Raw genomic sequence first — 24,902 nt, 5'->3', positions numbered from 1 at the left:
CGGGCCCGGCCTTCTCCGCGTATCGGGAGTTACTTGGTCCACTCCGCCCAGGACATGTTCCAGCCGTTCAGGCCGTTGTCCGGGGCGATCTGCTTGTCCTGGGAGTTGGTGACGACGACGACGTCACCGATCAGCGAACTGTTCCAGAACCAGGCCGCCGGGGTGCCGCTGTCGCCCGCGCCGCGCCGGTCGCGCAGGCCGACGCAGCCGTGGCTGACGTTGGCGGAGCCGAACGTGCCGGAGGAGGCCCAGTAATTGCCGTGGATGAAGGTGCCGGAGTTGGACAGGCGCATCGCGTGCGGTACGTCCTTGATGTCGTACTCGCCGCCGAAGCCGACGGTGGCGCCGTTCATCCGGGTCACCTTGAGCTTCTCGCTGATGACCATCTGGCCGTTGTACGTCGTGGTGGCCGGAGCGCCCGCGGTGATCGGGATGGTCCGGACGAGCTTGCCGTCGCGGACGACCTTCATCGTGTGGGCCTTGGCGTCGACGGTGGAGACCTGGCTGCGGCCGACGGTGAACTTCACGGTCCTGGACTGCTTGCCGTAGACACCGGGGCGGCCCTCGACGCCGTCCAGGTTCACCTTGACGGTGACCTTGGTGCCCGCCGCCCAGTACTTCTCGGGACGGAAGTCGAGGCGGTCGTTGCCGAACCAGTGGCCCTCGACCGGCACGGACGGCTCGGCCGTCACCTTGATCGCCCGCTCGACGGCGTCGGGGTGGGTGATGCCCCGGGTGAAGCGGAAGGACACCGGCATGCCGACGCCGACGGTGCTGCCGTCCTCCGGCAGGAACTCGCCGATGAAGGTGTTCTTCGGGACGAGCGTGGTGAAGGTGGTGTCCTGCGCGGACACCCGGCCCTCCGCGTCCTTGGCGAGGGCGTGCACCTTGTACGTCGTGCTGGCGGCGAGGTGGTGGGACGGCTCCCAAGCGGCGCCGTCGGGGGTGATCCGGCCGTCGATCTCGTTGCCCTTGGAGTCGGTGACCTCGACCTGGGACAGCTTGCCCTTGTCAGCGGTGATCTTCAGGGCGCCGCTGGTGGCGACGTCCTTGGCGCCGTTCTTCGGGGCGACGGTGACGACCGCCCGGGAAGCCCTGGTGTCGGCCTGCCCGGCGGCCGGCTGCCGGTTGTCGGTTCTGCTGGTCTTGTCCGCGCCGCCGCCGCAGGCGGTGACCAGCAGCAGCAGTGCGCCGAGTACGAGCGCGAGCAGCCCCGTTCCGCTGCCGCGCCGACCTATTGCCCCGTGCCCGGTCCGAACCGGGATCGGCTGCCTGTTCAATGTGGAATTCTCCCCTCGCGCACCGGCCCTGACCAGGCCCGCACCCCCGCACGCAACTACCGCGCACTGTGCGCTAGATAATCACACCGGGTGCGGTGGGAGTCCCCTCACGTATGTCACCGTTCCGTCCCAAGTGCGCAGGGCAGGGCGGTCGGCGGCGGGTGCGGAGGGTCAGCGCAGGGCGGAGCCCGCCGTCCACTGCTCCCATCCCATGTTCCAGCCGCCGAGGCCGTTGTGGGGAGCCACTTTCGCGTCGGAGGAGTCGACGACCTCGACGACGTCACCGATCAGGGTGCGGTCGAAGAACCAGCCGGCCGGGGTGCTGCCGCTGCCCCCCTTCACGTCGCGCAGACCGATGCAGCCGTGGCTGGCGTTGGTCGAGCCGAAGACGCCCCTGGACCAGTAGTTGCCGTGCAGGAAGGTCCCGGAGGTGGTGAGGCGGACGGCGTGCGGGACGTCCTCGATGTCGTACTCGCCGCCGAAGCCGACGGTGCGGCCGTTCATGCGGGTCACGTCGTGCATCTCGCTGACCACCATCTTCCCGTTGTACGTGGGGTTCTTGGCGCTGCCGGCGCTGATCGGCAGGATGGACAGGACCTCGCCGTCGCGGGTGACGGTCATGGTGTGGTCGTCGGCGTCGACGAGGGAGGTCTGGTGGCGGCCGACGGTGAAGCCGACGCTCTTGTTCTGGATGCCGTAGACGCCGGGGGCGCCCTGGACGTCGCGGAGCCGGATGTCGGTGGTGACGCGGGTGCCGGGCTGCCAGTACGTGCGCGGCCGGAAGTCGAGGCGTTCCTTGCCGAACCAGTGGCCGACGACCGGCACCGCGGGCTGCGAGGTGACGCGGATGGCGCGCTCGACGGCGGCCCGGTCCTCGACCGGCCGGTTGAAGGAGAAGGAGACGATCATTCCGGTCCCGACGGTGGAGCGGTTCTCCGGCTTGAAGTAGCCGATGAACCGCTCGTCGGGGACGTGGGTGGTGAAGGAGGTCGTACGGGCGTGCCGCTTGCCGTCCTCGTCGAGGGCGACCGCGTGGACGCGGTACTTGGCCGCGAGGACGAGTTTCCCGGTGGCGGCGTCGGGCTGCCAGGTGCTGCCGTCGGCGCTGATGCTGCCCCGCACCTCCTGCCGCTCGGCGTCCTCGACGCGTTCCACCCGTACCCGCTCCAGCGTGCCGTCGGGGGCGCTGATCTCGATGCGGTCGTCGGCCCGGACGTCCTTGGCGTGGTCGGCGGGGCTGATCCGGACGGCCTCCTCCGGGGTGGGCGGTGCCCCGTCGAACCAGGTGGTGAGGGAGCCCGAGGAGCAGCCGGTGAGGGCGGCGAGGGCCGCCAGCAGCGCGGCGGCCGCGATCGGGCGGCGGGGGAGACGTGAGTGCGAGCGCCACTGTGGGCATGACAGCAGGGAGGACCTCATGTGGAGAGCCTGGCGGCCGGGACGCCGCTGTGCCTCTCGACTCGCCGGTCCCGACGAGCCGCGGGAGGCTGACAGGTGTCGAGCGCACCGGAGTACAACCTGGAAGTGGTACGGGCCGGCAGGGCCCCCACGGGTCCTGCGACCGGGACCGGGACGAGAGCCCTGGGCAACGGCCGGGCGTCGCAGCCCGCTCCGAGCCCCCGGCCACCCGTGTGGCCGGGGGCTCCCAATCCCCTGGGGGCCCGGTTCCGGGTCGGTCCTGACGGGGTGGCGGGCACCAATTTCGCGCTGTGGGCGGGAGGTGCGGAGGCCGTCGAGCTGTGTCTGTTCGACTTCGGCGAGGAGGGCGTCGAGGTCCGGTGCCCGTTGACCGAACTGACGCACGAGGTGTGGCACGGATTCGTGCCGGGGGTGCGACCGGGGCAGCGGTACGGGTTCCGGGTGCACGGGCGGTGGGACCCGTGGACGGGTGCCCGCTGGAACCCGGCGAAGCTGCTGCTCGATCCGTACGCGAGGGCGGTGGACGGCGACTTCGCCGCGCTGCCGCCCCAGGTGTACGGACACGTGCGGGACTGGCCGCAGCAGCATGTGGCCGACACGGTCCGCGACGAGCGGGACTCGGCCCCCTACGTGCCCAAGGGCGTGGTCGTCCATGACGACGACGACTGGGTGGACGACCGGCGGCCGAAGACGCCGTGGGCGGACTCGGTGATCTACGAGTTGCACGTGCGGGGCTTCACGATGCGGCACCCGGACATTCCTCCGGAGCTGCGCGGCACGTACGCGGGTCTCGCCCACCCGGCGGCGATCGAGCACCTCGTACGGCTCGGGGTGACGGCGGTGGAGCTGCTGCCGGTGCACCAGTTCGCGCACGAGGACCATCTGCTGCGGCGGGGGCTCAGGAACTACTGGGGCTACAACTCCATCGGCTACTTCGCCCCGCACGCGGGCTATGCGGCGTCGGGTACGGCGGGGCAACAGGTCGGCGAGTTCAAACGCATGGTGCAGGCGCTGCACGCGGCCGGGATCGAGGTGATCCTCGACGTGGTCTACAACCACACCGCTGAGGCCGGCGAGCTGGGGCCGACGCTGTCGCTGCGGGGCGTGGACAACCGGGGCTACTACCGGTTGCAGGCCGACCCGCGGCGGTACGCGGACTACACGGGCTGCGGGAACACGCTGCACGTCGTGCAGCCGCACGTGCTGAGGCTGATCACCGACTCGCTCAGGTACTGGGTGAACGAGATGGGGGTGGACGGCTTCCGCTTCGACCTCGCGGCGGCGCTGGCCAGGTCGATGCACGACGTGGACATGCTGTCGCCGTTCCTGGCGGTGATCGCGCAGGACCCGACGCTGCGCAGGGTGAAGCTGATCGCGGAACCGTGGGACGTGGGCAGCGGGGGCTACCAGGTCGGCGCGTTCCCTCCGCTGTGGACGGAGTGGAACGACCGCTACCGGGACGCGGTACGGGACTTCTGGCGGGGCGCGCTGCCGGACGTGCGGGACCTGGGGTACCGGCTGTCGGGGTCGAGCGACCTGTACGCGTGGGGCGGCCGGCGGCCGTACGCCTCGGTCAACTTCGTCACCGCGCACGACGGTTACACGCTGCGGGACCTCGTCACCTACGAGCAGAAGCACAACTCGGCGAACGGGGAGGGCAACCGGGACGGCACGAACGACAACCGCTCGTGGAACTGCGGGGTGGAGGGCGAGACGGACGACGCGGGCATCGCCGCCCTGCGGCGGCGGCAGCTGCGGAACATGGTGACGACTCTGCTGCTCTCCACCGGGGTGCCGATGCTGGTCGCGGGCGACGAGATGGGACGCACGCAGCGGGGCAACAACAACGCGTACTGCCAGGACAACGGGACGAGCTGGGTGGACTGGTCGCTGCTGGACGACCCGCAGTGGCGTGCCCTGTTCGACCTGACGTCCCGGCTGCTTGCCCTGCGGCACGCCCACCCGGTGCTGCGGCGGCGGGCGTTCTTCTCGGGCCGGCCCCAAGGAGTGGACGGGCTACGGGACTTGGCGTGGTTCACCGTACGGGGCGAGGAGATGACGCCGGCCGACTGGTACGCACCGGCGGCCACGATCGGCATGTACCTGTCCGGAACGGACATCCCGGGCCGCGACGAGCAGGGCAGGCCGGTGACCGACGACAGCTTCCTGGCGGTGCTGCACGCCGGGGAGGACGCGGTGGACGTCGTACTGCCGGGCCCGCCGTGGGCGGTCGCGTACGAAGTGGTGGTGGACACGTCCAGTGAGGAACAGGGGGACGCGGAGGGCGCCCGGCACGAGGGCGGCGCGGTGCTGACGGTGCCGGGGCGGGCGGTGCTGCTGCTGCGGGCGGAGAGGTAGGAGCGGCGCGGGCGGGGCTGCGGCCGGAACGGCGGATCAGGCGGTCGGACGCCTGCCGGTGCGGGTCATCCGAGGATGCCGCGTTCGTAGCCGGCGGCGACGGCTGCGGCGCGGTCGTTGACGCCTAGTTTGGCGTACAGGTGGGTGAGGTGCGTCTTCACGGTGGCCTCGCTGATGAAGAGGATGCGGGCGATCTCGCGGTTGGAGGTGCCCCTGGCCACCAGGGCGAGGACTTCGCGTTCGCGGGCGGAGAGGGGGGACGGCGAAGTGGCTGACGCGGGGCGGGGGTTGCGGACCCGGGTGACCAGACGGGCCGCGACGGCCGGGGAGAGCACCGTGCGGCCGGCGGCGGCCGCCCGTACCGCTGAGAAGAGTTCGTCGCGCGGGGCGTCCTTGAGGAGGTAGCCGGTGGCGCCCGCCTCGATCGCGGGAAGGGTGTCGGTGTCCGTGTCGTACGTGGTGAGGACGAGGACCTGGGAGGGAAGGCCGCGGCGCTTGAGTTCGGCGATGGCGGCCACTCCCCCGCCGCCCGGCATGCGGAGGTCCATGAGGATGACGTCGGGGGTCAGCGAGGCGGCCAGTTCGACCGCCCGGGGGCCGCTCTCGGCTTCGGCGAGCACCTCGAAGCCGGGGGCCGCCTCGAACATGCCGCGCAGACCGTCCCGTACGACGGGGTGGTCGTCGACCAGCAGGAGGGTGATCGGGACGGCGTCGGCGGCTCGGTTCTCAGGCATGGTTCACCAACGGTACGCGGGCGGAGATCGCCGTCCCGTAGCCGGGTTCGGACTCGATGCCGACGGTTCCGGCGAGACGCTCGGCGCGGGCGCGCATGCCGGAGAGGCCGAATCCGATCGTGCCGTCCAGGGCGGGGTCGAAGCCGCGGCCGTCGTCACGGACGTCCAGGGTGATCTCGTCGTCCATGTAGGACAGGGTGACGCCGACCCGGGTGGCGTGGGCGTGCTTCGCGGTGTTGGTGAGGGCTTCCTGAGCGATGCGCAGGAGGGTCGCCTGGATCTCGTCGTGGAGGGGCGAGACGGTGCCGGTGAGGGTGAACTCGGCACGCGCGGTGGCCTGCCGCGACCAGTCGTCGACGGTCTTCTTGAGCGCCTCGGGCAGGTCGTCGTGGACCAGCGCGGCGGGACTGAGGTTGCGCACCGAGCGGCGGGCCTCGCCGAGTCCGGTGCGGGCGAGGGCGGTCGCCCGGTCGATGTGGGTCTGCGCGGCGGGACGGTCCTCGGTGTCGGACGCGGCCTGCAGCTGGGTGACGACGCCGGTGAGGGCCTGGGCGATGGTGTCGTGGATCTCGGCGGCCAGGCGGCGGCGCTCGTCGGAGACGCCGGCCTCCCTCGCCTGGACGACGAGCTGTTCGTGCAGGGCGGCGTTCTCGGCGAGGGCCTGCTCCAGACGGGCGTTGGCGTCCTCCAGGGCGAGGATGGTGGCGGTCTTGGCCTCCCGGTCCTCCTCGGCCTTCTTGCCCATGTGCTCGAAGACCAGGGTGAGCGAGGCGTGCAGGACGAACAGGGCGGCGAAGAGGGGCAGGTGGCCGGCGGACTGCCCGTACGCCATGGTCACCGCCGTGGCGAGGAGGCTCATCCGGCCCCAGCGGATGCCCAGTTGGTAGTGGCCGGTGTCGAAGTAGCCGAGCACCGCGTAGATCGAGTAGAAGGGGTTGAGGTGGGTGAGGACGAGGGCGAGCGGGGTGCGGATGAGGTAGTACGCACGTGCCTGGGAGGGCTTGCCGTCCGGCAGGCACGCCCCGGTGCGCCAGGCCCACAGCTGAAGGACGACCGCCGCCGCGACCGCGGGGCCGGTGGCGTACAGCTCCGCACGGGTCATCAGTTCCTCGACCGTGAACAGGGCGATGCCGGTGGCGAGGACCAGCAGCGCGTACGGCCCCCACAGCAGGAACCGCTTCTGCAACTCGCCCTCGACGTTCATGTCCTGCGACCCCGTGTCCACGCGCCTATTCCCAGCGGAACCAGCGCGACGCGGCCCCGGTGAGCCCCGCCGCCCACAGGGCCATGATCCCCAGGTACGACCAGTTCGGCCAGGTTCCCAGCATGGCCTGGTCGAGCGCCTGTGCCGCGGCACCGAACGGCGTGAGGCCGACGACGGTCCGGAGCAGGTCCGGCATCGCCTGGACCGGCAGCCAGACGCCCGAGGTGAACATCATCAGGATGAAGGCGACGGAACCGATTGCGGTCGCTGCCTTGGTGGTGGCGGCGATGGCGGCCAGGGTCGCGCCGAGGGCGAGGGCGCAGCCGGTCATGAGCAGCATCGTCAGGACGTAACCGGGGCGGGAGAACGGCAGCGCGACGCCGAACGCCAGGCGCCCCGTCGTGATCGCGATCAGCGCGGAGACGATCATCGCCGCTCCGTGCAGGGCGATCTGCGCGCCGAGGATGGCGAGCGGACGTACCGGGGTGGTGGACATGCGGCGCAGGATGCCGCGTTCGCGGTAGCTGGAGAGTACGGGCGGCATCGCCTGGATGGACGCCATGATCATGCCGAGGAGAACGGCGACGGGCACGTACAGGTCGATCACCCGGCGACCGCCGAGGTCGGGGTTGCTCTCCCGGAAGGACGGGATCAGGCCCAGGATCACCAGGAGCGCCGTCGGGAAGCCGAGTATCCAGAAGAGCGAGCCCGGCTCGCGCAGGAAGAGACGGCCCTCGGCCTTGAGCACGGCGGCGAGTGCGGGGCCGCCCGGGACGGGGCGGGCGGTACGGGGGGTGCGCGGGGTACGGGGGGTGCGCGGGGTACGGGCGGGGGTGGCGGTGGTCATGGTTCAGGCGGCCCTTCCGGGTGTGGCGGACTCGTGCTCTTCGGTGAGGTCGAGGAAGGCGTCGTCCAACGTGGCGTCCACGACGCGCAGTTGGCGTGCGGTCACGCGCTTCTGGGCGAGGAGGGTGATGACGGCGTTGACGGTGGCGTCGGTGCCGGTGAGGGTCACCTGGTCGCCCTTGTGGTCGACGGTCGCGACCTCGGGCAGGGCCACCAGGTCCGCGTTGTCGAGCGGGCGGGACGGGACGAAGGTGATGACCGTCGAACCGGCGGAGCGGCGGATCAGGCCGGCCGGTGAGTCCATGGCCGCGACCCGTCCCTTGTCGATGACGGCGATGCGGTCGCAGAGGCGCTGGGCCTCCTCCATGAAGTGGGTGACCAGCAGGACGGTGACGCCGGAGTCCCGTACGTCCTCGATGAGCTTCCAGGTGTCACGCCGGGCGCGCGGGTCCAGGCCGGTGGTGAGCTCGTCGAGGACGACGGCCCTGGGGTTGCCGATGAGGGCGAGGGCGATGGACAGCCGCTGCTTCTGGCCGCCGGAGAGCTTGGCGAAGCGGGTGGCCAACTTGTCGACGAGACCCAGGCGTTCGGCGAGCGCACGCCAGTCGGCGGGGTTCGGGTAGAGAGCCGCGTACAGTTCCAGGGCCTCGCGGACGAGGATCTTGGGCTGGAGTTCGCTCTCCTGGAGCTGGCTGCCCAGAAGACGGGTGACCTCCTCGCGGTCGGTGACCGGGTCGAGCCCGGCGACGCGGACGGTGCCGGAGTCGGGGACGCGCAGGCCCTCCACGCACTCGACGGTGGTGGTCTTGCCCGCGCCGTTGGGGCCGAGGATGCCGAAGATCTCGCCCTCCTCGACGGTGAAGGAGACACCGTCGACGGCGGGGCGCCCGGCATAGGCCTTGCGGAGGTCGGTGACTTCGATGAGCGGCGTGGTCCGTTGCATGACAGGAGCGTCGCGCGGATCGGGGCGCGGCGGCATCGGCCATCGCGCTCGTCCCGGGCATCAACCGATCGGTTGACGGGAGGGCCGGTCGGGGGATGGGACCCGTACGACACCCTGAGATCCGTACGGCGCCGGGCCGGCTCGCACGGGTCGCGCGAGGCCCTCCCGTACGGCGCGGGCCGGGCGGTTCCTACGGCGCGGAGCGAGGCGTACGACGGCATGGGATGCGTGCGGCGCCGAGCGATGCGTACAGCACCCTCCGACGAGCAGGGACACCAGGGGATGCGTACGGCGCCCTGATCCCCTAGGGTTCGGCGGCAATCCGTACGACTCGCCGGAGCCCCTCGGCCCGGGTGGCACTGGCCGTCAAGTGTCCTTCGGGGCGCACACGGAGAGGGGTCCTACGCCTGAATACTCACTGGGCGTGGCGGGCTGCGGGCTCTTAGGCTCACCCCCGATGACTGATACGCATGCCTCCCCCGAGTCCGGCCCCCCGGGCGGCGATCCCGCTGCGAAGGCCGGACCGGCCCCGCCGCCTCCCCCGGCCCCGGCTCCCGCTCCGCCCGCGCGATCCGCGGTGCGCAGCCTGCTGCGGCTGTGGCCGTACGTCCGCCCTGTCCGGGCCCGCTGGGGCAGTGCGGCGGTGGTCGCGATCGTGGCCTCCTCCCTGGGCCTGGTGTTTCCGCTGGTACTGAAGTGGATGGTGGACGGCCCGATCGCCGACCGCGACCCGGCCGGGGTGTGGCTCGGCGCGGCGGCCCTGCTCGGGCTGGGCATCGTCGAGGCGGTGCTTTTCGGGTTCCGCCGCTGGCTGGTCGCCCGGCCACTGGCGGGTGTGGAGGCGGCGCTGCGGGCGGATCTGTACCGGCACGTGCAGCGGCTGCCGGTGGCGTTCCACGACAAGTGGGCGTCCGGGCAGTTGCTGTCGCGCGGCACGACGGACCTGATGCTGATCCGGATGTTCCTCGCGTTCCCGCTGACGTTCCTGATCGTCAACGGAACGACGATCCTGGTGGGCTTCGTGATCCTGCTGATGCAGGACTGGTCACTGGGTCTGGTGCTGACGGTGCCGGTGATTCCGTTGATGGTGCTGTGCGCGGTGTTCGAGACGAAGTACGCGCTGGTGTCGCGCAAGGCGCAGGACCAGGTGGGCGACCTGACGACGGTCGTCGAGGAGAGCGTGCTGGGCATCCGGATCATCAAGGGTTTCGGCCGGCACCGGACGCAGGCTGCGGCGTTCCGCGACTTGTCGCAACGGCTGCGCGGCACCGAGTTGGTCAAGGCGCGGCTGCTGGCCGGGATCCTCGGGCTGATCACGGTCATCCCGGAACTGGCCATCGGTGCCGCGCTGGTACTCGGCACGGTCCAGGTCGCGGACGGCCAATTGTCGGCGGGCACGCTGGTGGCGTTCCTGTCGACGGCCCTGGCGCTGCACTGGCCGGTGGTCTCGATGGGCTTCCTGCTGGCGATGAGCCAGGAGGCGGCGACGGCGGCGGACAGGTACTTCGAGGTGATGGACGCGCCGGAGGAAGGGGACTGGGCGGGCGAACGGGGCTCGGCGGGGAAAGAGGGCTCGGCGCGGGCGGAGGGCACCCGGCCCCGCAGCCCCGCCCCCCCACCGGACTCGGCTTCCCCGACCGCGAAGGTGCCCGCGCACGGCGGGCAACCGGCCTCCGGCGGGTTGCGCTTCGAGGGTGTGGAGTTCCGGTATCCCGACGCGCCCGCCGGTTCCGTACCGCTGCTGCGCTGTGTCGACCTGCACGTACGGCCCGGTGAGACCCTCGCGCTGGTCGGTGCGACGGGCAGTGGCAAGACGACGCTGACCGCGCTCGTGCCCCGCCTGCACGAGGTGACCGGCGGGCGGATCACGCTCGACGGGCGGGACGTCACCGCCATGTCGCGCGCGGAGCTGCGCGAGCTGGTGTCGGTGGCGTTCGAGGAGCCGACGCTCTTCTCGGCGACGGTCGGCGAGAACGTACTGATGGGAGCGGGTGAAGGGGCCCCGGACGACGGGGAGTTGAGTCGCGCGCTGGGCATCGCGCAGGCCGACTTCGTGCACCGGCTGCCCGACGGGGCCCACACCCAGGTCGGCGAGCAGGGGCTCAGCCTGTCGGGCGGTCAGCGGCAGCGGCTCGCACTCGCGCGGGCGGTGGCGGGCAGGCCGCGCTTCCTGGTGCTGGACGATCCGCTGTCCGCGCTGGACGTGCACACGGAGGCGTTGGTGGAGGCGGCGCTGCGGCGGGTGCTCGCGGACACGACCGCGCTCGTCGTGGCGCACCGGCCGTCCACGGTGATGCTCGCCGACCGGGTGGCCCTGCTGTCCGGCGGTCGGATAGCCGCCGTCGGTACGCATCAGCAACTGCTGCGGGACAACGCCGAGTACGCGTGGCTGATGTCGGGTGCGGGCGCGGATCCGGCGGCTGCGCGCGCGGCCGGGACCGCGGCGTCGGCCGACGGGAACGTACGACAGGGAGTGGACGCGTGAAGGCCGTCGACCAACAGGGCAAGCCTCCGGCCGCCGCGGCGCAGGACACGACCGGGACGAGCGCCACATCCGGGGCGCCCGAAGCGAACGGTACGTGCGGAGCCACCGGGGCATCCGGTGCCGACGCCACCCACCTCACGACCAAGGCCCCCGCCGCGCCCTGCATCCCTGACGTCCCCCTGGCCGCGTCCGGTCCCCCGGAGGGCCACGCTCCGGCCGTCGGCGATCCCTTCGACCGGGACGAGCTGCCCTCGCCGCCCGGCGCGACCATGCGCCTGCTCGGGTCTCTGCTGCGGCCACGGCGGGCGTACGTCGTCGTGTCCGTGCTGCTCCTGCTGCTCCAGCAGGCCGCCGTGCAGGCCGGGCCGCTGCTCGTCGCGTACGCGATCGACCGTGGCGTGCCCGCCTTCCGGCAGCAGAACTACGGGCCGCTCGTGGCCGTCGCGGTCGGCTACCTGCTGTGCGCGGTGGCTTCCGGCGCCCTCCAGTACGCCTTCTTCCGGATGTCCGCGCGCGTCAGCCAGGACGTGCTGCTCGACCTGCGCGGGCGCATCTTCCGGCACGGGCAGGCGCTCAGTGTCGACTTCCACGAGCGGTACACCTCGGGGCGGCTCATCTCGCGGGCCACGACGGACGTCGAGTCGCTGCGCGAGCTGCTGTCCGAGGGGCTTCAGGAGCTGATCGCGGTCGTCCTGGCCTTCGTGTACATCTCGGCGCTGCTCCTGTGGCTGGACCTGGGCCTCGGCGCGGTCGCCGTCGCGTCCTTCGTACCGCTGTACCTGCTGATCCGGCTGTACCGGCGGCGGGTCGGCGTGGTGTTCGCCCGCCGGTCGTCGGCGGTCGCCGCGGTGATCGTGAAGTTCACGGAGACGCTCAACGGCATCCGCCCGGTTCGCGCCTTCCGCCGGGAACGCGCGAACGACGAGGTCTTCGCGCGCCTGAACCGTACGCACGAACTCTCCAACGGCGACTCGCTGCTGGAGATGGCGCGTTACGTCACGGGATCCCGGCTCGTCGCGAACACGGCGGTGGCGGCGATCGTGCTGTGGGGTGCCCACCGGGTCGCCTCGGGTTCGCTGGCGCTCGGTGTGCTCGCCGCGGCCGCGCTGTACCTGCGGCGACTGTACGACCCGATCGACCGGCTGGGGATGTTCCTCAACTCCTTCCAGTCGGCGTCCGCGTCGCTGGAGAAGATCGCCGGCCTGCTGGCGCAGACGCCGGCCGTCCCGGAACCGTCCGAGCCGCGCTCGCTGCCCGTGCACGACTCCGAACACCCGGGCCGCGAGGCCCGGTTCGAGGGTGTGCGGTTCGCCTACCGCACCGGCGGCGAGGTGCTGCCGCGTTTCGACCTGACGCTGGCCGCCGGGGAGACGGTCGCGGTCGTCGGGTCGACGGGCGCGGGCAAGTCGACGCTGGCAAAGCTGCTGGCCCGGTTCTACGACCCGACCGAGGGTCGCGTACTCCTCGACGGAACCGATCTGCGGGACCTGGCGACACCCGAACTGAGGCGGGGCGTCGTCATGGTCACGCAGGAGGCGTTCCTGTTCTCCGGGACCGTTACGGAGAACATCGCGATCGGCCGCTCGGACGCCTCCCGCGAGGACATCGAGCGGGCCGCGAAGGCGATCGGCGCGCACGACTTCATCGTCGGGCTGCCGGACGGCTACGACACGGACGTGCGCAAGCGGGGCGGACGGATCTCGGCGGGGCAGCGGCAGTTGGTGGCGTTCGCACGGGCGCTGCTGGCGGACCCGGCGGTGCTCATCCTCGACGAGGCGACCAGCTCGCTCGACATTCCGGGCGAGCGCGCGGTTCAGCGGGCGATGCACACGGTGCTGCGCGGCCGCACCGCGGTCGTCATCGCGCACCGGCTGTCGACGGTGGAGGTCGCGGACCGGGTGCTGGTGATGGAGCACGGGCGGATCGTGGAGGACGGTCCGCCCGCCCAACTCATCGGCCGTGAGGGCCGGTTCGCGGACCTTCACCGGGCCTGGCGGGACAGTCTGGTCTGAGGTTTCCGTACGGACCGCAGCAGACGGCGTCCGCGGCCCCGGGCCAACCAAACGCTGGTCGACGCCTGTTCGTCCTGGTTGACCGGCTGTGGATCACTAACGTGTGGCGCATGAACGATTCGCACACGGATCCGGGGACCCCGGACTGCCGGAGCCCGCTGCGGTACCTGTGGTGGCTGGTCACCCGCCAGCCCCGTCGGATCACCGCCGGTGCCCTGTTGGGTTCCGCCTGGATGGTCTGCCTGACGCTGCCGCCGTACCTGCTGTCCCGGGCCATCGACGACGGGCTGGAACCCGGCCGGTGGCCCGTGCTCGTCGGCTGGGTCGCGGCGCTGTTCGGCGTCGGGGTGCTGAACGCCTGGCTGGCCATCATGCGGCACCGCACGATGACCCGGGTGCGCCTGGACGCCGTCTTCCGTTCCGTGCAGGTGGTGATCAGGCAGGCGACCCGGCTCGGCGGGTCACTGGCGGGTCGCGTGACGGCCGGGGAGGTCGTCACGATCGGCTTCGGCGACGTCGCCGGGATCGCCAACACGCTGACCATCACCGGGCCCGGCGTCGGCGCCGTCCTCGCCTACGTCGTGGTGGCCGTGCTGCTGCTGACCGTCTCGCCGCTGCTCGCCGTCGTGGTGCTGCTCGGCGTGCCGCTGCTCGTCGTGCTGGTCGGCCCGCTGCTGGGTCGCCTCCAGGGGGCCGAGGCGACGTACCGCGAGCAACAGGGCGCACTGGCTTCCCACTTCGAGGACATCGTCGGCGGGCTGCGCGTCCTCAACGGCATCGGCGGCAAGGACGTGTACGCCGAGCGGTACCGGCGCGGCTCGCGCAGGCTGCAGGAAGAGGGGTACCGCGTCGGGTCGGTGACCAGCTGGGTCCAGGCCCTGGGGGTCGGTCTTCCCACCCTGTTCCTCGGGGTCGTGACGTGGCTGGCGGCGCGGATGGCCGCGCAAGGGGACATCACGGTAGGCGAGTTGGTCGCGGTCTACGGGTACGCGGCGGTCCTCGTCGTGCCGGTCTCGTTCTTCGTCGAGGGCGGCCACGATCTCAGCCGTGGACTGGTCGCCGCGCGCAGAGTCATACGCTTCCTGTCGCTGGAGCCCGCTTCGGCGACCAGGGAAGCCACGCGCGACGCGCCCGCCTCGCCGTCCACGCTCCGCGACCCGGAGTCCGGCGTCGAGGTGGCTCCCGGACGGCTGACCGCGCTGGTGGGTGCGCGGCCGTCGGAGTCCGCGGCGGTGGTCGACCGTCTCGGCCGGTTCTCCGGGTCGGACGCGACCTGGGGTGCGATACGCCTGGACGACATCGACCTGACGCAGGTGCGCCGGCGGATCCTGGTCGCGGACAACGAGGCCGACCTGTTCGCCGGTCCGCTGCGCGACGTGATCGGCGGAGGGGACCGCGACGAGGAGGCCATCGGCCGAGCCGTCGCTGCGGCCATGGCGCGTGACATCGTCCGGGGTCTGCCGGACGGACTCGACTCCGCCGTCGACGCGCAGGCCCGCAACCTCTCCGGCGGCCAGCGACAGCGCGTCCGCCTGGCCCGAGCCCTGCTGGCGGACCCCGAGGTGCTGCTGGCGGTCGAGCCCACGTCGGCGGTCGACGCGCACACGGAGGCGGCCGTCGCGGCCCGGCTGCGCACCGCGCGGGCGGGCCGCACCACGCTCGTCACCAGCACGTCGCCGCTCCTCCTTGCCCAGGCGGACGTCGTGCATTACTTGGTCGACGGGTCGGTCACCGCCAGCGGCAGCCACCGCGAACTCCTGCAACTCCGTTCCGATTACCGCCGCCTGGTGTCCCGCGGCGCGGAGGACGAGGACGGCACGGGCGGGGGTCGCGCTCGTACGGCCGGCCCCGCCGAAGCTCCCGGCCCCACCGCAGGCCCCGCCGAAGCCCCCTGCCGCAGCGCCGACCGCACCGAGAACCCCGACGCCACGGCCGATCGCGCCGACCCCGTCGGCCGTGCCGGTGAAGACCCCCTCCCGCCGCTCCGGAAGGCCGTGCGATGACCGTGGAATCCCCGCCGGACGACCGGGTCCTGCCCGTTGCCGGGCCCGTCCGCGTGCGCCGGGCCGCGCTCCGGCTGATCCGGCTGGACGGCCGCGCCTTCGCCGTCGTCCTGGCCCTCAACGCGCTGGCCGCCGGAGCCGGCCTCGTCGGCCCCTGGCTGCTCGGCCGCATCATCGACGAGGTCAGGGCCGGAGCCGCGGTGTCCACGGTGGACCGCCTGGCCCTGGCCATCCTCGTCTTCGCCCTGGCCCAACTCCTTCTGGCCCGTTACGCGGCTCACCTGGGGCACCGCTTCGGCGAGCGGACCCTGGCGCGCATCCGCGAGGAGTTCACCGACCGGGCGCTCGCCCTGCCTGCCGCGGTGGTCGAGCGGGCCGGAACGGGCGACCTGACGACCCGCGGCACCACCGATGTCGCCGCGGTCGGCGCCACCCTCCGGGACGCCGGACCCCAGGTCCTCATCGCCGGGGTCCAGGCGTTGTTCATCCTCGGGGCGGTCTTCGCGCTCGATCCGTTGCTCGGCGCGTGCGGGGTGCTGGGCCTGCTCGGTATCTGGTTCGCCGCCCGCTGGTACCTGCGCCGGGCGCTCACCGCCTACCTTGCCGAGGGGGCCGCGAACTCGGCCCTGGCGGAACAGCTCGCGACCACCGCGGCCGGGGCGCGCACGATCGAGGCGCTCGGGCTGCAGCAGCGCCGCATCGCCGCCTGCGAGCGGGAGATCGACAGGTGCAGGAGGACGCGGGCGCGCACCCTGTTCCTGCGCAGTGTGCTCTTCCCCGCGGTGGACATCTCGTACGTCGTGCCCGTGGTGGGCGTGCTGCTGGCCGGCGGGGTGCTGCACGCGCAGGGCGCGATGAGTCTGGGCGCGGTGGTGGCTTCGGCGCTGTACCTGCGTCAGCTCTCGCAGCCGCTGGACGTCATCCTCCAGCAGATGGAGCAACTGCAGAGCAGCAGTGCGTCGTTCGCCAGGGTCGAGGGGCTCGGTGCGGCGGTGCGGGCCGCACCGGTCGCGGCTTCCGCTCCGGCCGACGACCGCATCGAGGTGGCCGGTGTGCGCTACGCCTACGAGGGCGGCGGCGATGTCCTGCACGGCGTGGACCTCACGGTCCGGCCCGGCGAGCGGCTGGTGGTCGTCGGCCCGTCCGGCGCGGGCAAGACCACCCTGGGCAGGCTGCTCGCAGGCATGGACAGGCCGCACACCGGCTCGGTGACGGTGGGGCGGGTACCGGTCACGGACCTGGATCCCGGCCAACTGCGGCGGCACGTCGTCCTCGTCACCCAGGAGCACCACGTCTTCCTGGGAACGCTACGGGACAACCTGCGGATCGCCTCCGCCCACGCCTCCGACGCCGCACTGCGCGAAGCGCTCGCCGCCGTCGGCGCGGACTGGGCCGCCGAACTGCCGGACGGGCTGGACACCGATCTGGGCAGCCCGGAACACCGGCCGGACGGCGCTCGGGCACAGCAACTCGCCCTGGCACGCGTGGTCCTGGCCGACCCGCACACGCTGATACTCGACGAGGCCACCGCACTCCTGGACCCGACGACGGCCCGGCACACGGAGCGGGCACTGGCCGCCGTACTCGAAGGCCGGACCGTCATCGCCATCGCGCACCGGCTGCAGACGGCTCACGACGCCGACCGGGTGGCCGTGCTGGAGGAGGGCCGGCTCACGGAACTGGGCACCCACGACGACCTGGTGGCGGCCGACGGCGCGTACGCGGCGCTCTGGCGCTCATGGCACGGCGAGCGGTCCCCGGCCTCCTGAACGGGTCACGCGCTGCGTGGGGACTTCGCCGCCTCGGCCGCCTCCGCCTTGGCGCCCCGCACCGCGGCGTCGGCCTGCTTCGCGGCTTCGTCGGCGACCGCGGCGGCGCCGAGCGCACCCGGCGGGCCGGCCGCGCCCGTGGCGCCCGTCGGACTCGGTGACCGCGCCTCCAGTTCCGGAGTGCGTCCCTCGTCGGGCACGGGGTCGCCGGTGGCCGCCTGCTCGGGCCGTACGGAGGGGGCCGGCGGTGAGGGGGCGCTCGCCGTCTGGTCGCCGAACGCTCCGGTGACGGTGCGGATCGCTTCGGTGAGCTCGCCGGGAATCACCCAGAACGTGTTGTTGTCGCTGCTCGCCAGGTGCGGGAGCGTCTCCAGGTACTTGTAGGCCAGGACCTTCGGGTCGGCGTTGTTGCGGTGGACCGACTGGAAGACCAGTTCCACCGCCTTCGCCTCGCCGTCCGCGCGCAGGACCATGGCCTGCTGGGTGCCCTGTGCCTCCAGGATGTCCTTCTGCTTGGTGCCCTCCGCCGTGAGGATTTTGGCCTGCCGTTCGCCCTCCGCGTGCAGGATGGCCGCGCGCTTGTCACGCTCCGCCCGCATCTGCTTCTCCATCGCCTCCTTGATGCTCTGCGGCGGGTCGATGGCCTTGATCTCGACACGGTTGACGCGGATGCCCCACTTGCCGGTGGCGTCGTCCAGCACCGCTCTGAGGCGGGCGTTGATCTCCTCGCGCGAGGTGAGGGTGCCTTCGAGGTCCAGGCTGCCGATGACGTTCCGGAGGGTGGTCACGGTGAGCTGGTCGATGGCCTGGAGGTAGTCGGCGACCTCGTAGGCCGCCGCGCGCGGATCGGTGATCTGGTAATAGAGCACGGTGTCGATGTTCACGACGAGGTTGTCCTCGGTGATCACCGGTTTGGGGGCGGAGGAGTAGACCTGCTCCCGGACGTCGAGCTTGGTGTTGACGCGGTCCGCCACCGGCAGGACGAGGTTGAGGCCGGGCTGCAGGGTCCGGTGGTACCGACCGAACCGCTCCATGTTGTAGCGGCGCGCCTGCGGCACGATCCGCACGGAGGAGGCCACGAGGAAGACGACGACGAGGGCCGCCACGATGAGGGGAATGACCACGGGATCCACTGCGTCCTCCGTTGCTACGGGCTTGCTGCGGGACTACGGGGGGTCTGCGGGTCTACGAGAGCTGCAGGGGTTGAGGTGTACGGCTCCACGGGTCGCGGTCCGCGGCGGCTCGACGGTGCACGGTCCCGGCGCCGGTGCTGCGGGCCCGGGTCAGGGCAGGAGTTCTCGTGGATAGACGATGGCCGTCGCCCCTTCGATCTCCATCACGTCCACGAGGGCTCCGACCGGGATCACCAGACTCTCGTCGAGAGCACGGGCGGACCAGTCCTCGCCGGACAGCTTGATCAGGCCATGCGATCCGGTCACCTCCTGCACCACCTCGGCCCGCCTGCCGATCAGCGCGTCGCTGCCGTCCCGGGCGAGGGGCTGCGTCGCCACGTACCGCATCGCCACCGGGCGCAGGACGACCAGTCCCACACCCGCAGCGACGAGGAACGCCACGATCTGGCCGAGCAGGCCAATGCCGATCCCGGCGACCACGGCCGCCACCAGAGCCGCCCCCGCGAGCAGCCCGAAGACCAGCGTCAGCGTGAAGAACTCGACGGCACCCAGTGCCGAGGCCGCGAGCAGCCAGAGGTACCACGGCATCGAATCGCCCTTTCCTGGGGGTCTTCTCCTCCAATCTACTCCCGACCCGCCCGGCGCGGCAGGTTGCGTGCCCCCGTACAGCCCCGGCCCCGCCGTCCTCGGGGGGCGGGACTGCTCGCCGCGGCCGGGACGTGATACGTACCCTCCGCCGACCCCGCGACCGGACCGAACAAATCCAGCCACTTGACCCTTCGTCGGCCACTCTCGCAGCACACGCCTTGCCGGTCCCCGCGCTCCCCCTCTGCCGATCGCCCCTTTGCGAAGGCGCGCCGCAATCCCCGGCCCCGGGCACGGCCATCACCCCTCCGCCCCCGGCGGACCTCCTTTGTCTTACGCACGGGCAAACGGTCCGCATACCGAACACGACCATCCGGTGAAGGAGACGAAACCGGCCAACTTATTGACGCGGTCCTGACAGCACCCGCTGCCACCTGCCACTCTTCCGACCATCCCGCGGACGTGCCTCTCCGCGGGAGACCGCGGATCGAGATGCCGCGACCCGGTGCACCACGCGCACCAACTGCTCTGCCTGCTCTGCAAGTTCAGCCCTGCCGACCTCACCCAGCCGGCCGGTACCCCCCTCGCAGAAGGAGTCCGCGTGAGATCCACGCTTCACAAGCGCGCCACCGCTACCGGCGCTCTTGTCGCCGCCGCAGCGATGCTCGCCGTAGGCGTCCAGACGGGTTCGGCCACCGCCGACACCGGCCGGGCCGCCGCCCCTCAGGGCTCGGCCGCGGCGGCCAACCCCGGGGCCGCTCCCGCCAAGCTCTCCCCCGCGCAGCGCGCGGCCCTGCTCGCCAAGGCGAACGAGACCAAGGCGGCCACCGCCAAGGAGCTCGGCCTCGGCGCGAAGGAAGCGCTCGTCGTCCGTGACGTCACCCAGGACGTGGACGGCACCACGCACACCCGCTACGAGCGCACCTACGACGGGCTCCCCGTCCTCGGTGGCGACCTGATCGTGGCGAAGAGCAAGGCCGACAGGACCCAGGGCGTCTCGCGCTCGACGACCGCGAAGCTCCAGGGCATAGCCGCCGCTCCGAAGGTGGCCGCCGTCGCCGCCGAGAAGCAGGCTCTCGGCCGGGCGAAGGAGGAGGGCTCGAAGGCGACCAAGCCGTCGATGGCCCCGCGCCAGGTGGTGTGGCTGGGCTCGGGCACCCCGGTCCTGGCCTACGAGACGGTCGTCGGCGGGCTGCAGCACGACGGCACCCCCAACGAGCTGCACGTGGTCACCGACGCCGCCACCGGCGAGAAGCTGCACGAGTGGCAGGCCGTCCACAACGGTGTCGGCAACACCCAGTACAGCGGTCAGGTCACGCTCGGCTCGACGCTGTCGGGCTCGACGTACACCCTCACCGACGCGGGACGCGGCAACCACAGGACGTACGACCTGAAGGGCGGCACGTCGGGCACCGGCACGCTGTTCTCCGGCCCGGACGACACCTGGGGCGACGGCACCCCGTCGAACCGGGAGACCGCGGGCGCGGACGCCGCCTACGGCGCGGGTCTGACGTGGGACTACCTGAAGAACGTGCACGGCCGCAGCGGCATCCGCGGTGACGGAGTCGGCGCGTACTCCCGCGTCCACTACGGCAACGCGTACGTCAACGCCTTCTGGCAGGACTCGTGCTTCTGCATGACGTACGGCGACGGCGCGAACAACCAGAAGCCGCTCACCTCGATCGACGTCGCCGCGCACGAGATGACGCACGGCCTCACCTCGGTGACCGCCAAGCTGGTCTACAGCGGTGAGTCCGGCGGCCTGAACGAGGCGACCTCCGACATCTTCGCGGCGGCCGTCGAGTTCAACGCCAACAACACCAAGGACGTCGGCGACTACCTGGTCGGCGAGAAGATCGACATCCGGGGCAACGGCACTCCGCTGCGCTACATGGACAAGCCGAGCAAGGACGGCTCGTCGAAGGACTACTGGTACGCGGGCATCGGCAACGTCGACGTCCACTACTCGTCGGGGCCGGCGAACCACTGGTTCTACCTGGCTTCCGAGGGCAGCGGCGCCAAGACCATCAACGGGGTCTCGTACGACTCCCCGACCTCGGACGGTCAGCCGGTCGTGGGCATCGGCCGCGAGAAGGCCGCGAAGATCTGGTTCAGGGCGCTGACCACCAAGTTCACCGCCAACACCAACTACGCCAACGCCCGCGTCGGCACGGTGGCCGCGGCGACCGAGCTGTACGGCGCGGGCAGCGCCGAGGTCAAGGGCATCGAGCACGCCTGGGCCGCGGTCAACGTCGGCTCCCGCCCCGGCGGCGGCGACCCGGACCCGGGCGGCAACGTCTTCGAGAACCAGACCGACGTGGCGATCCCGGACGCCGGTGCCGCCGTGACCTCCTCGATCGCGGTCAACAGGGCGGGCAACGCTCCTGCCACCCTCAAGGTGGACGTGGACATCGTCCACACCTGGCGCGGTGACCTGGTCGTCGACCTGCTCGCCCCGGACGGCACCGCGTACCGCCTGAAGAACTCCAGCTCGGGCGACTCCGCGGACAACGTGAAGGCGCAGTACACGGTCAACGCCTCCGCGAAGCCCGCGGCCGGCACCTGGAAGCTGAAGGTGCAGGACGTGGCGCGGCAGGACACCGGCTACGTCAACGGGTGGAAGCTGACCTTCTGATCCTGCCGGTCGCTTCTCGTACGACGCACGACCGACAGTGGTGCCCGGGACCGACGGCGGCCCCGGGCACCACCGCGTCGGGCTCACCGCATCAGCACGCCCGCGCCCTCGCCCGTCGCCTCGGTCGGCAGCACGACCAGCCCCGTCTCGGCCCCGCTCGCCAGCAGCCGGTGCGCGGGCAGCACCCGCACCGTGTACCCGTACGAACCGGTCCGGTCCAGGGCGAGCGGACCCTCGTACGTCCACCGGCCCTCCAGATCGGGACCGGCGGCAGGCTTCAGCGGGAAGCCCTGGGCGCCGGTGATCCGGTCCTGGGAGTCCACCCGGCCCGCGACGGCCTGCACCTCCACGTCGTCCGGTCCCAGGTCCCCCAGCCCGACGCGTACCCGCAGGGACAGCGTGGAGCCGAGCTCCGCCGTCCCGTTGACGGCGGTGGCCGCGACGGCCTCCACGTGGTCGACGGCGACGCCGGCCCAGGCGGCCCGCACCCGTGCCTTCCAGCCGGCCAGTTCCCGGGCCGCCTCCGGGTTCAGCGCCCGGTGGGCGCGGGCGGCCGGCGCGTACAGGCGCTCCACGTACTCGCGCACCATCCGCCCCGCGAGCAGCTTGGGTCCCAGGGTGGTGAGGGTCTGGCGGACCATTTCGATCCAGCGGTCGGGAAGCTGTTCGCGGCCCTTCTCGTAGAAGCGGGGGGCGACGCGCTGTTCGATGAGGTCGTACAGGGCGTTGGCCTCCAGGTCGTCACGGCGGTCCTCGTCCGTCGCGAGGCCGTCGGCGGTCGGGATGGCCCAGCCGAAGTCGGGCTCGAACCACTCGTCCCACCAGCCGTCCAGCACGGACAGGTTGAGGCAGCCGTTGAGCGCGGCCTTCATCCCGCTGGTGCCGCAGGCCTCCAGCGGGCGCAACGGGTTGTTCAGCCACACGTCGCAGCCGGGGTAGAGCTTCTGCGCCATCCGCATCCCGTAGTCGGGGAGGAAGACGATGCGGTGGCGGACGCGCGGATCGTCGGCGAACCGCACCAGCTCCTGCACGAGCCGTTTGCCGCCGTCGTCCGCCGGGTGCGCCTTGCCCGCCACCACGATCTGGATGGGCCGCTCCGGGTGCAGCAGCAGCTCCATCAGCCGGTCGCGGTCGCGCAGCATGAGAGTGAGGCGCTTGTACGAGGGGACGCGGCGCGCGAAGCCGATGGTGAGGACGTCGGGGTCCAGCACCCCGTCGATCCAGCCGAGTTCGGCGTCGACGGCGCCCCGCTGGAGCCAGGAGGCGCGCAACCTGCTGCGCACCTCCCCGACCAGGTTCTCGCGCAGCGCGCGGCGCAGCTCCCACACCTCGGCGTCGGGGATGTCGGCGACGGCGTCCCAGCGGGAGGAACCGCCGACGGACAGCGCGTCCTCGGTGCGGCGCGCACCGATCTGCCGGGCCCCGAGCCGGACGACCTCGGGAGCCACCCAGGTGGGGGCGTGCACCCCGTTGGTCACGGAGGTGATGGGCACTTCGTCGGGGTCGAAGCCCGGCCACAGGCCCGAGAACATCTGGCGGCTGACCGAACCGTGCAGCGTGGAGACCCCGTTGGCGCGCTGGGCCAGCCGCATGCCCATCACCGCCATGTTGAAGAGGTTCGGTTCGCCGCCGGGGTACGTCTCCATCCCCAGCCGCAGCACGCGCTCGACGTCGACACCCGGCAACTCCCCGTCGTGGCCGAAGTGGTGGGCGACGAGCTCGCGGTCGAAGCGGTCGATGCCGGCCGGGACGGGGGTGTGCGTGGTGAAGACGGTGCCGGCCCGCACGGACTCCAGCGCGGAGTCGAAGTCCAGCCCCTGCTCGCCGAGTTCACGGATGCGTTCCAGGCCGAGGAAGCCGGCGTGGCCCTCGTTGGTGTGGAACACCTCCGGCTCGGGGTGCCCGGTGCGCCGGCAGTACGCCCGTACCGCACGCACCCCGCCGATGCCCAGCAGCATCTCCTGCAGCAGCCGGTGTTCGCTGCCGCCCCCGTACAGCCGGTCGGTGACGTCCCGCTCCCCCGGTCCGTTCTCCTCGACGTCGGAGTCCAGCATGAGCAGCGGGACCCGGCCCACCCTGGCGATCCACACGTGTGCCCGCAGCGCGCGTCCGCCGGGCAGCGCGAGGGAGATCTGGCAGGGCGTCCCGTCGTCCTCGCGCAGCAGACTCACCGGCAGCTCGTTGGGGTCGAGCACCGGATAGTGCTCCTGCTGCCAGCCGTCCCGGGACAGGGACTGCCGGAAGTACCCGTGCCGGTAGAGCAGGCCGACCCCGATGAGCGGCACCCCGAGGTCGCTGGCCGCCTTGAGGTGGTCCCCGGCGAGGATGCCGAGGCCTCCCGAGTACTGCGGCAGGGCCGCCGTCACGCCGAACTCGGGCGAGAAGTAGGCGAGGGCGCGCGGGAGTTCGCCGCCTGCGTGCTCTCCCTGGGTCTGGTACCAGCGGCTGCCGTGCAGATATTCGGCCAGGTCGTCGGCGGCGGTCTGCAGCTGCCGCAGGAACCGCGGGTCCTCGGCCAGCTCGGCCAGCCGGGCGGCGGAGACGCTCCCCAGCAGCCGTACCGGGTCCTCGCCCGAGGCCTGCCAGCCCGCGGGGTCGATGGACTGGAACAGCTCCCGGGTCTCGGTGTGCCAGGACCAGCGCAGGTTCCGGGCGAGGTCGCTGAGCGGGCGGAGCGGATCGGGGAGGACGGGACGGACGGTGAACCGACGAATTGCCTTCACGTGACGTGACCACCTTCGCAGGAGCAGCAGGGTCAGTGGGTTCCGGGCAGCACAGGGGCACGGATGCGCCGTGCGGCGCGGCCGTGGTTCCCCCTCCGAAGGTAATGCCGTTCTCCGTCCACGATCCACGGCGCACGACCGGCGGGCGGGGGCGACGGGTTCCCCGCCCGGCGCCGGACGCACCCCCTTCGTGAACGCGGTGGCCGGTTCCGCCGCCGCGGCGGCCGGCCCGCGCGGGCCGCATTTCCCGGGGGTGGGAGCGGTCGGGGGGCGCACGAGGGGCGGCGGCGCGGGGCGCGGGATCCCGCCGTCCGGGAGGGGCTCGATCGGTTCGACCGGGCCGGCTTGTCCCTCGGCGCGTCGTGCACCTGGCCCGCGGGCGTCGGTGCGGGCGTCCAGGTCCGTGTCACCGGCACCGGGACCCGCGCCGACCGGGTCCGTTCGGGCGGGCGGAGTGCGCGGCCGGGCCCGTTCGGGCCCCGGGCGGCAGCACCTGCGGGCGCGCACACGGGCGACACCGCGCGGGTGACGTTCCCCCGCCCTTCGGCGGCGTCCGCGCACGCCGCGGACGGTGCGGCGCGCCCCGGCCGTCCACGGATGGGCCGCGCCCGCCGAGGTGAGCGGTGCGCCCACCGACCGGGTGACGGGGACGGGGCGAAGGGCTCCGGCGACGGATTTCCCCGCCTCTCCTTCGAGCCAATAACTGGCTGACCGAAAAAGGCAGTTGAGTGAACGTCTCGCGTCGCTTTCGGCGTGGTCGCGCCGTTTTCGAGGCG

15 protein-coding genes are annotated in these 24,902 nt (G+C 72.1%); 6 read left to right on the top strand and 9 right to left on the bottom strand.

Annotated features, from left to right (window positions below; genetic code table 11):
- Window positions 1-29 precede the first annotated feature (29 nt).
- The gene (locus tag HNQ79_RS20615; protein ID WP_185033161.1) at window positions 30-1,280 is read right to left on the bottom strand and encodes a L,D-transpeptidase; all 1,251 of its coding nucleotides are present in this window, start codon (window positions 1,278-1,280) and stop codon (window positions 30-32) included.
- 171 nt (window positions 1,281-1,451) lie between these two features.
- Window positions 1,452-2,696 (bottom strand): L,D-transpeptidase, encoded by a 1,245-nt coding sequence (locus HNQ79_RS20610; RefSeq protein WP_185033159.1) that lies wholly within the window; start codon window positions 2,694-2,696, stop codon window positions 1,452-1,454.
- A gap of 75 nt (window positions 2,697-2,771) precedes the next feature.
- Between HNQ79_RS20610 and glgX the strand changes: the two genes are divergently transcribed.
- Window positions 2,772-5,054, top strand: coding sequence for a glycogen debranching protein GlgX (glgX, locus tag HNQ79_RS20605; protein ID WP_185033156.1), 2,283 nt, complete (start codon window positions 2,772-2,774; stop codon window positions 5,052-5,054).
- Window positions 5,055-5,119: 65 nt separating this feature from the next.
- Here glgX and HNQ79_RS20600 read toward each other — a convergent pair whose 3' ends face one another.
- The 4 genes from HNQ79_RS20600 to HNQ79_RS20585 are packed head-to-tail and all read right to left on the bottom strand — an operon-like array spanning window position 5,120 to window position 8,781.
- Window positions 5,120-5,788, bottom strand: a complete 669-nt coding sequence (locus HNQ79_RS20600) for a response regulator (protein ID WP_185033154.1) — start codon at window positions 5,786-5,788, stop codon at window positions 5,120-5,122.
- Window positions 5,781-6,992, bottom strand: coding sequence for a sensor histidine kinase (locus HNQ79_RS20595; RefSeq protein WP_185033245.1), 1,212 nt, complete (start codon window positions 6,990-6,992; stop codon window positions 5,781-5,783). The genes HNQ79_RS20600 and HNQ79_RS20595 overlap by 8 nt, the downstream gene beginning before the upstream one ends.
- A 25-nt stretch (window positions 6,993-7,017) precedes the next feature.
- Window positions 7,018-7,839 (bottom strand): ABC transporter permease, encoded by an 822-nt coding sequence (locus HNQ79_RS20590; RefSeq protein ID WP_185033152.1) that lies wholly within the window; start codon window positions 7,837-7,839, stop codon window positions 7,018-7,020.
- 3 nt (window positions 7,840-7,842) lie between these two features.
- Window positions 7,843-8,781: an ABC transporter ATP-binding protein gene (locus tag HNQ79_RS20585; protein WP_185033150.1), complete on the bottom strand. Its 939-nt coding sequence runs from the start codon at window positions 8,779-8,781 to the stop codon at window positions 7,843-7,845.
- Between the two features lie 457 nt (window positions 8,782-9,238).
- On the opposite strand from HNQ79_RS20585, the gene HNQ79_RS20580 reads away from it, so the two are divergent.
- From HNQ79_RS20580 to HNQ79_RS20565, 4 genes are all read left to right on the top strand, one after another.
- Complete coding sequence (locus HNQ79_RS20580; protein ID WP_185033148.1) at window positions 9,239-11,266, top strand: ABC transporter ATP-binding protein; 2,028 nt, start codon at window positions 9,239-9,241, stop codon at window positions 11,264-11,266.
- A gap of 179 nt (window positions 11,267-11,445) precedes the next feature.
- Window positions 11,446-13,278 (top strand): ABC transporter ATP-binding protein, encoded by a 1,833-nt coding sequence (locus tag HNQ79_RS20575; RefSeq protein WP_229923698.1) that lies wholly within the window; start codon window positions 11,446-11,448, stop codon window positions 13,276-13,278.
- 110 nt (window positions 13,279-13,388) lie between these two features.
- Window positions 13,389-15,281 (top strand): ABC transporter transmembrane domain-containing protein, encoded by a 1,893-nt coding sequence (locus HNQ79_RS20570; protein ID WP_185033146.1) that lies wholly within the window; start codon window positions 13,389-13,391, stop codon window positions 15,279-15,281.
- The gene (locus HNQ79_RS20565; protein WP_185033144.1) at window positions 15,278-17,050 is read left to right on the top strand and encodes an ABC transporter ATP-binding protein; all 1,773 of its coding nucleotides are present in this window, start codon (window positions 15,278-15,280) and stop codon (window positions 17,048-17,050) included. Before HNQ79_RS20570 ends, HNQ79_RS20565 begins: the two co-directional genes overlap by 4 nt.
- Window positions 17,051-17,055: 5 nt before the next feature.
- Here HNQ79_RS20565 and HNQ79_RS20560 read toward each other — a convergent pair whose 3' ends face one another.
- Complete coding sequence (locus HNQ79_RS20560) at window positions 17,056-18,183, bottom strand: SPFH domain-containing protein (protein WP_185033142.1); 1,128 nt, start codon at window positions 18,181-18,183, stop codon at window positions 17,056-17,058.
- A gap of 150 nt (window positions 18,184-18,333) precedes the next feature.
- Window positions 18,334-18,771, bottom strand: coding sequence for an NfeD family protein (locus tag HNQ79_RS20555; RefSeq protein WP_185033140.1), 438 nt, complete (start codon window positions 18,769-18,771; stop codon window positions 18,334-18,336).
- Window positions 18,772-19,369: 598 nt separating this feature from the next.
- On the opposite strand from HNQ79_RS20555, the gene HNQ79_RS20550 reads away from it, so the two are divergent.
- Entirely contained in the window at window positions 19,370-21,403 is a 2,034-nt protein-coding gene (locus HNQ79_RS20550; protein ID WP_185033138.1) for a M4 family metallopeptidase, read from the top strand.
- 83 nt (window positions 21,404-21,486) lie between these two features.
- Here HNQ79_RS20550 and glgP read toward each other — a convergent pair whose 3' ends face one another.
- A complete protein-coding gene (gene glgP, locus HNQ79_RS20545) occupies window positions 21,487-24,126 on the bottom strand; it encodes an alpha-glucan family phosphorylase (RefSeq protein ID WP_185033136.1) in 2,640 nt (879 codons plus the stop codon).
- Window positions 24,127-24,902 lie beyond the last annotated feature (776 nt).

Source organism: Streptomyces candidus (assembly GCF_014207445.1).
Lineage (GTDB): Bacteria > Actinomycetota > Actinomycetes > Streptomycetales > Streptomycetaceae > Streptomyces > Streptomyces candidus.
Note: the sequence above shows the minus strand (reverse complement) of the source record. Positions and strands in the feature narration are given on the sequence as shown.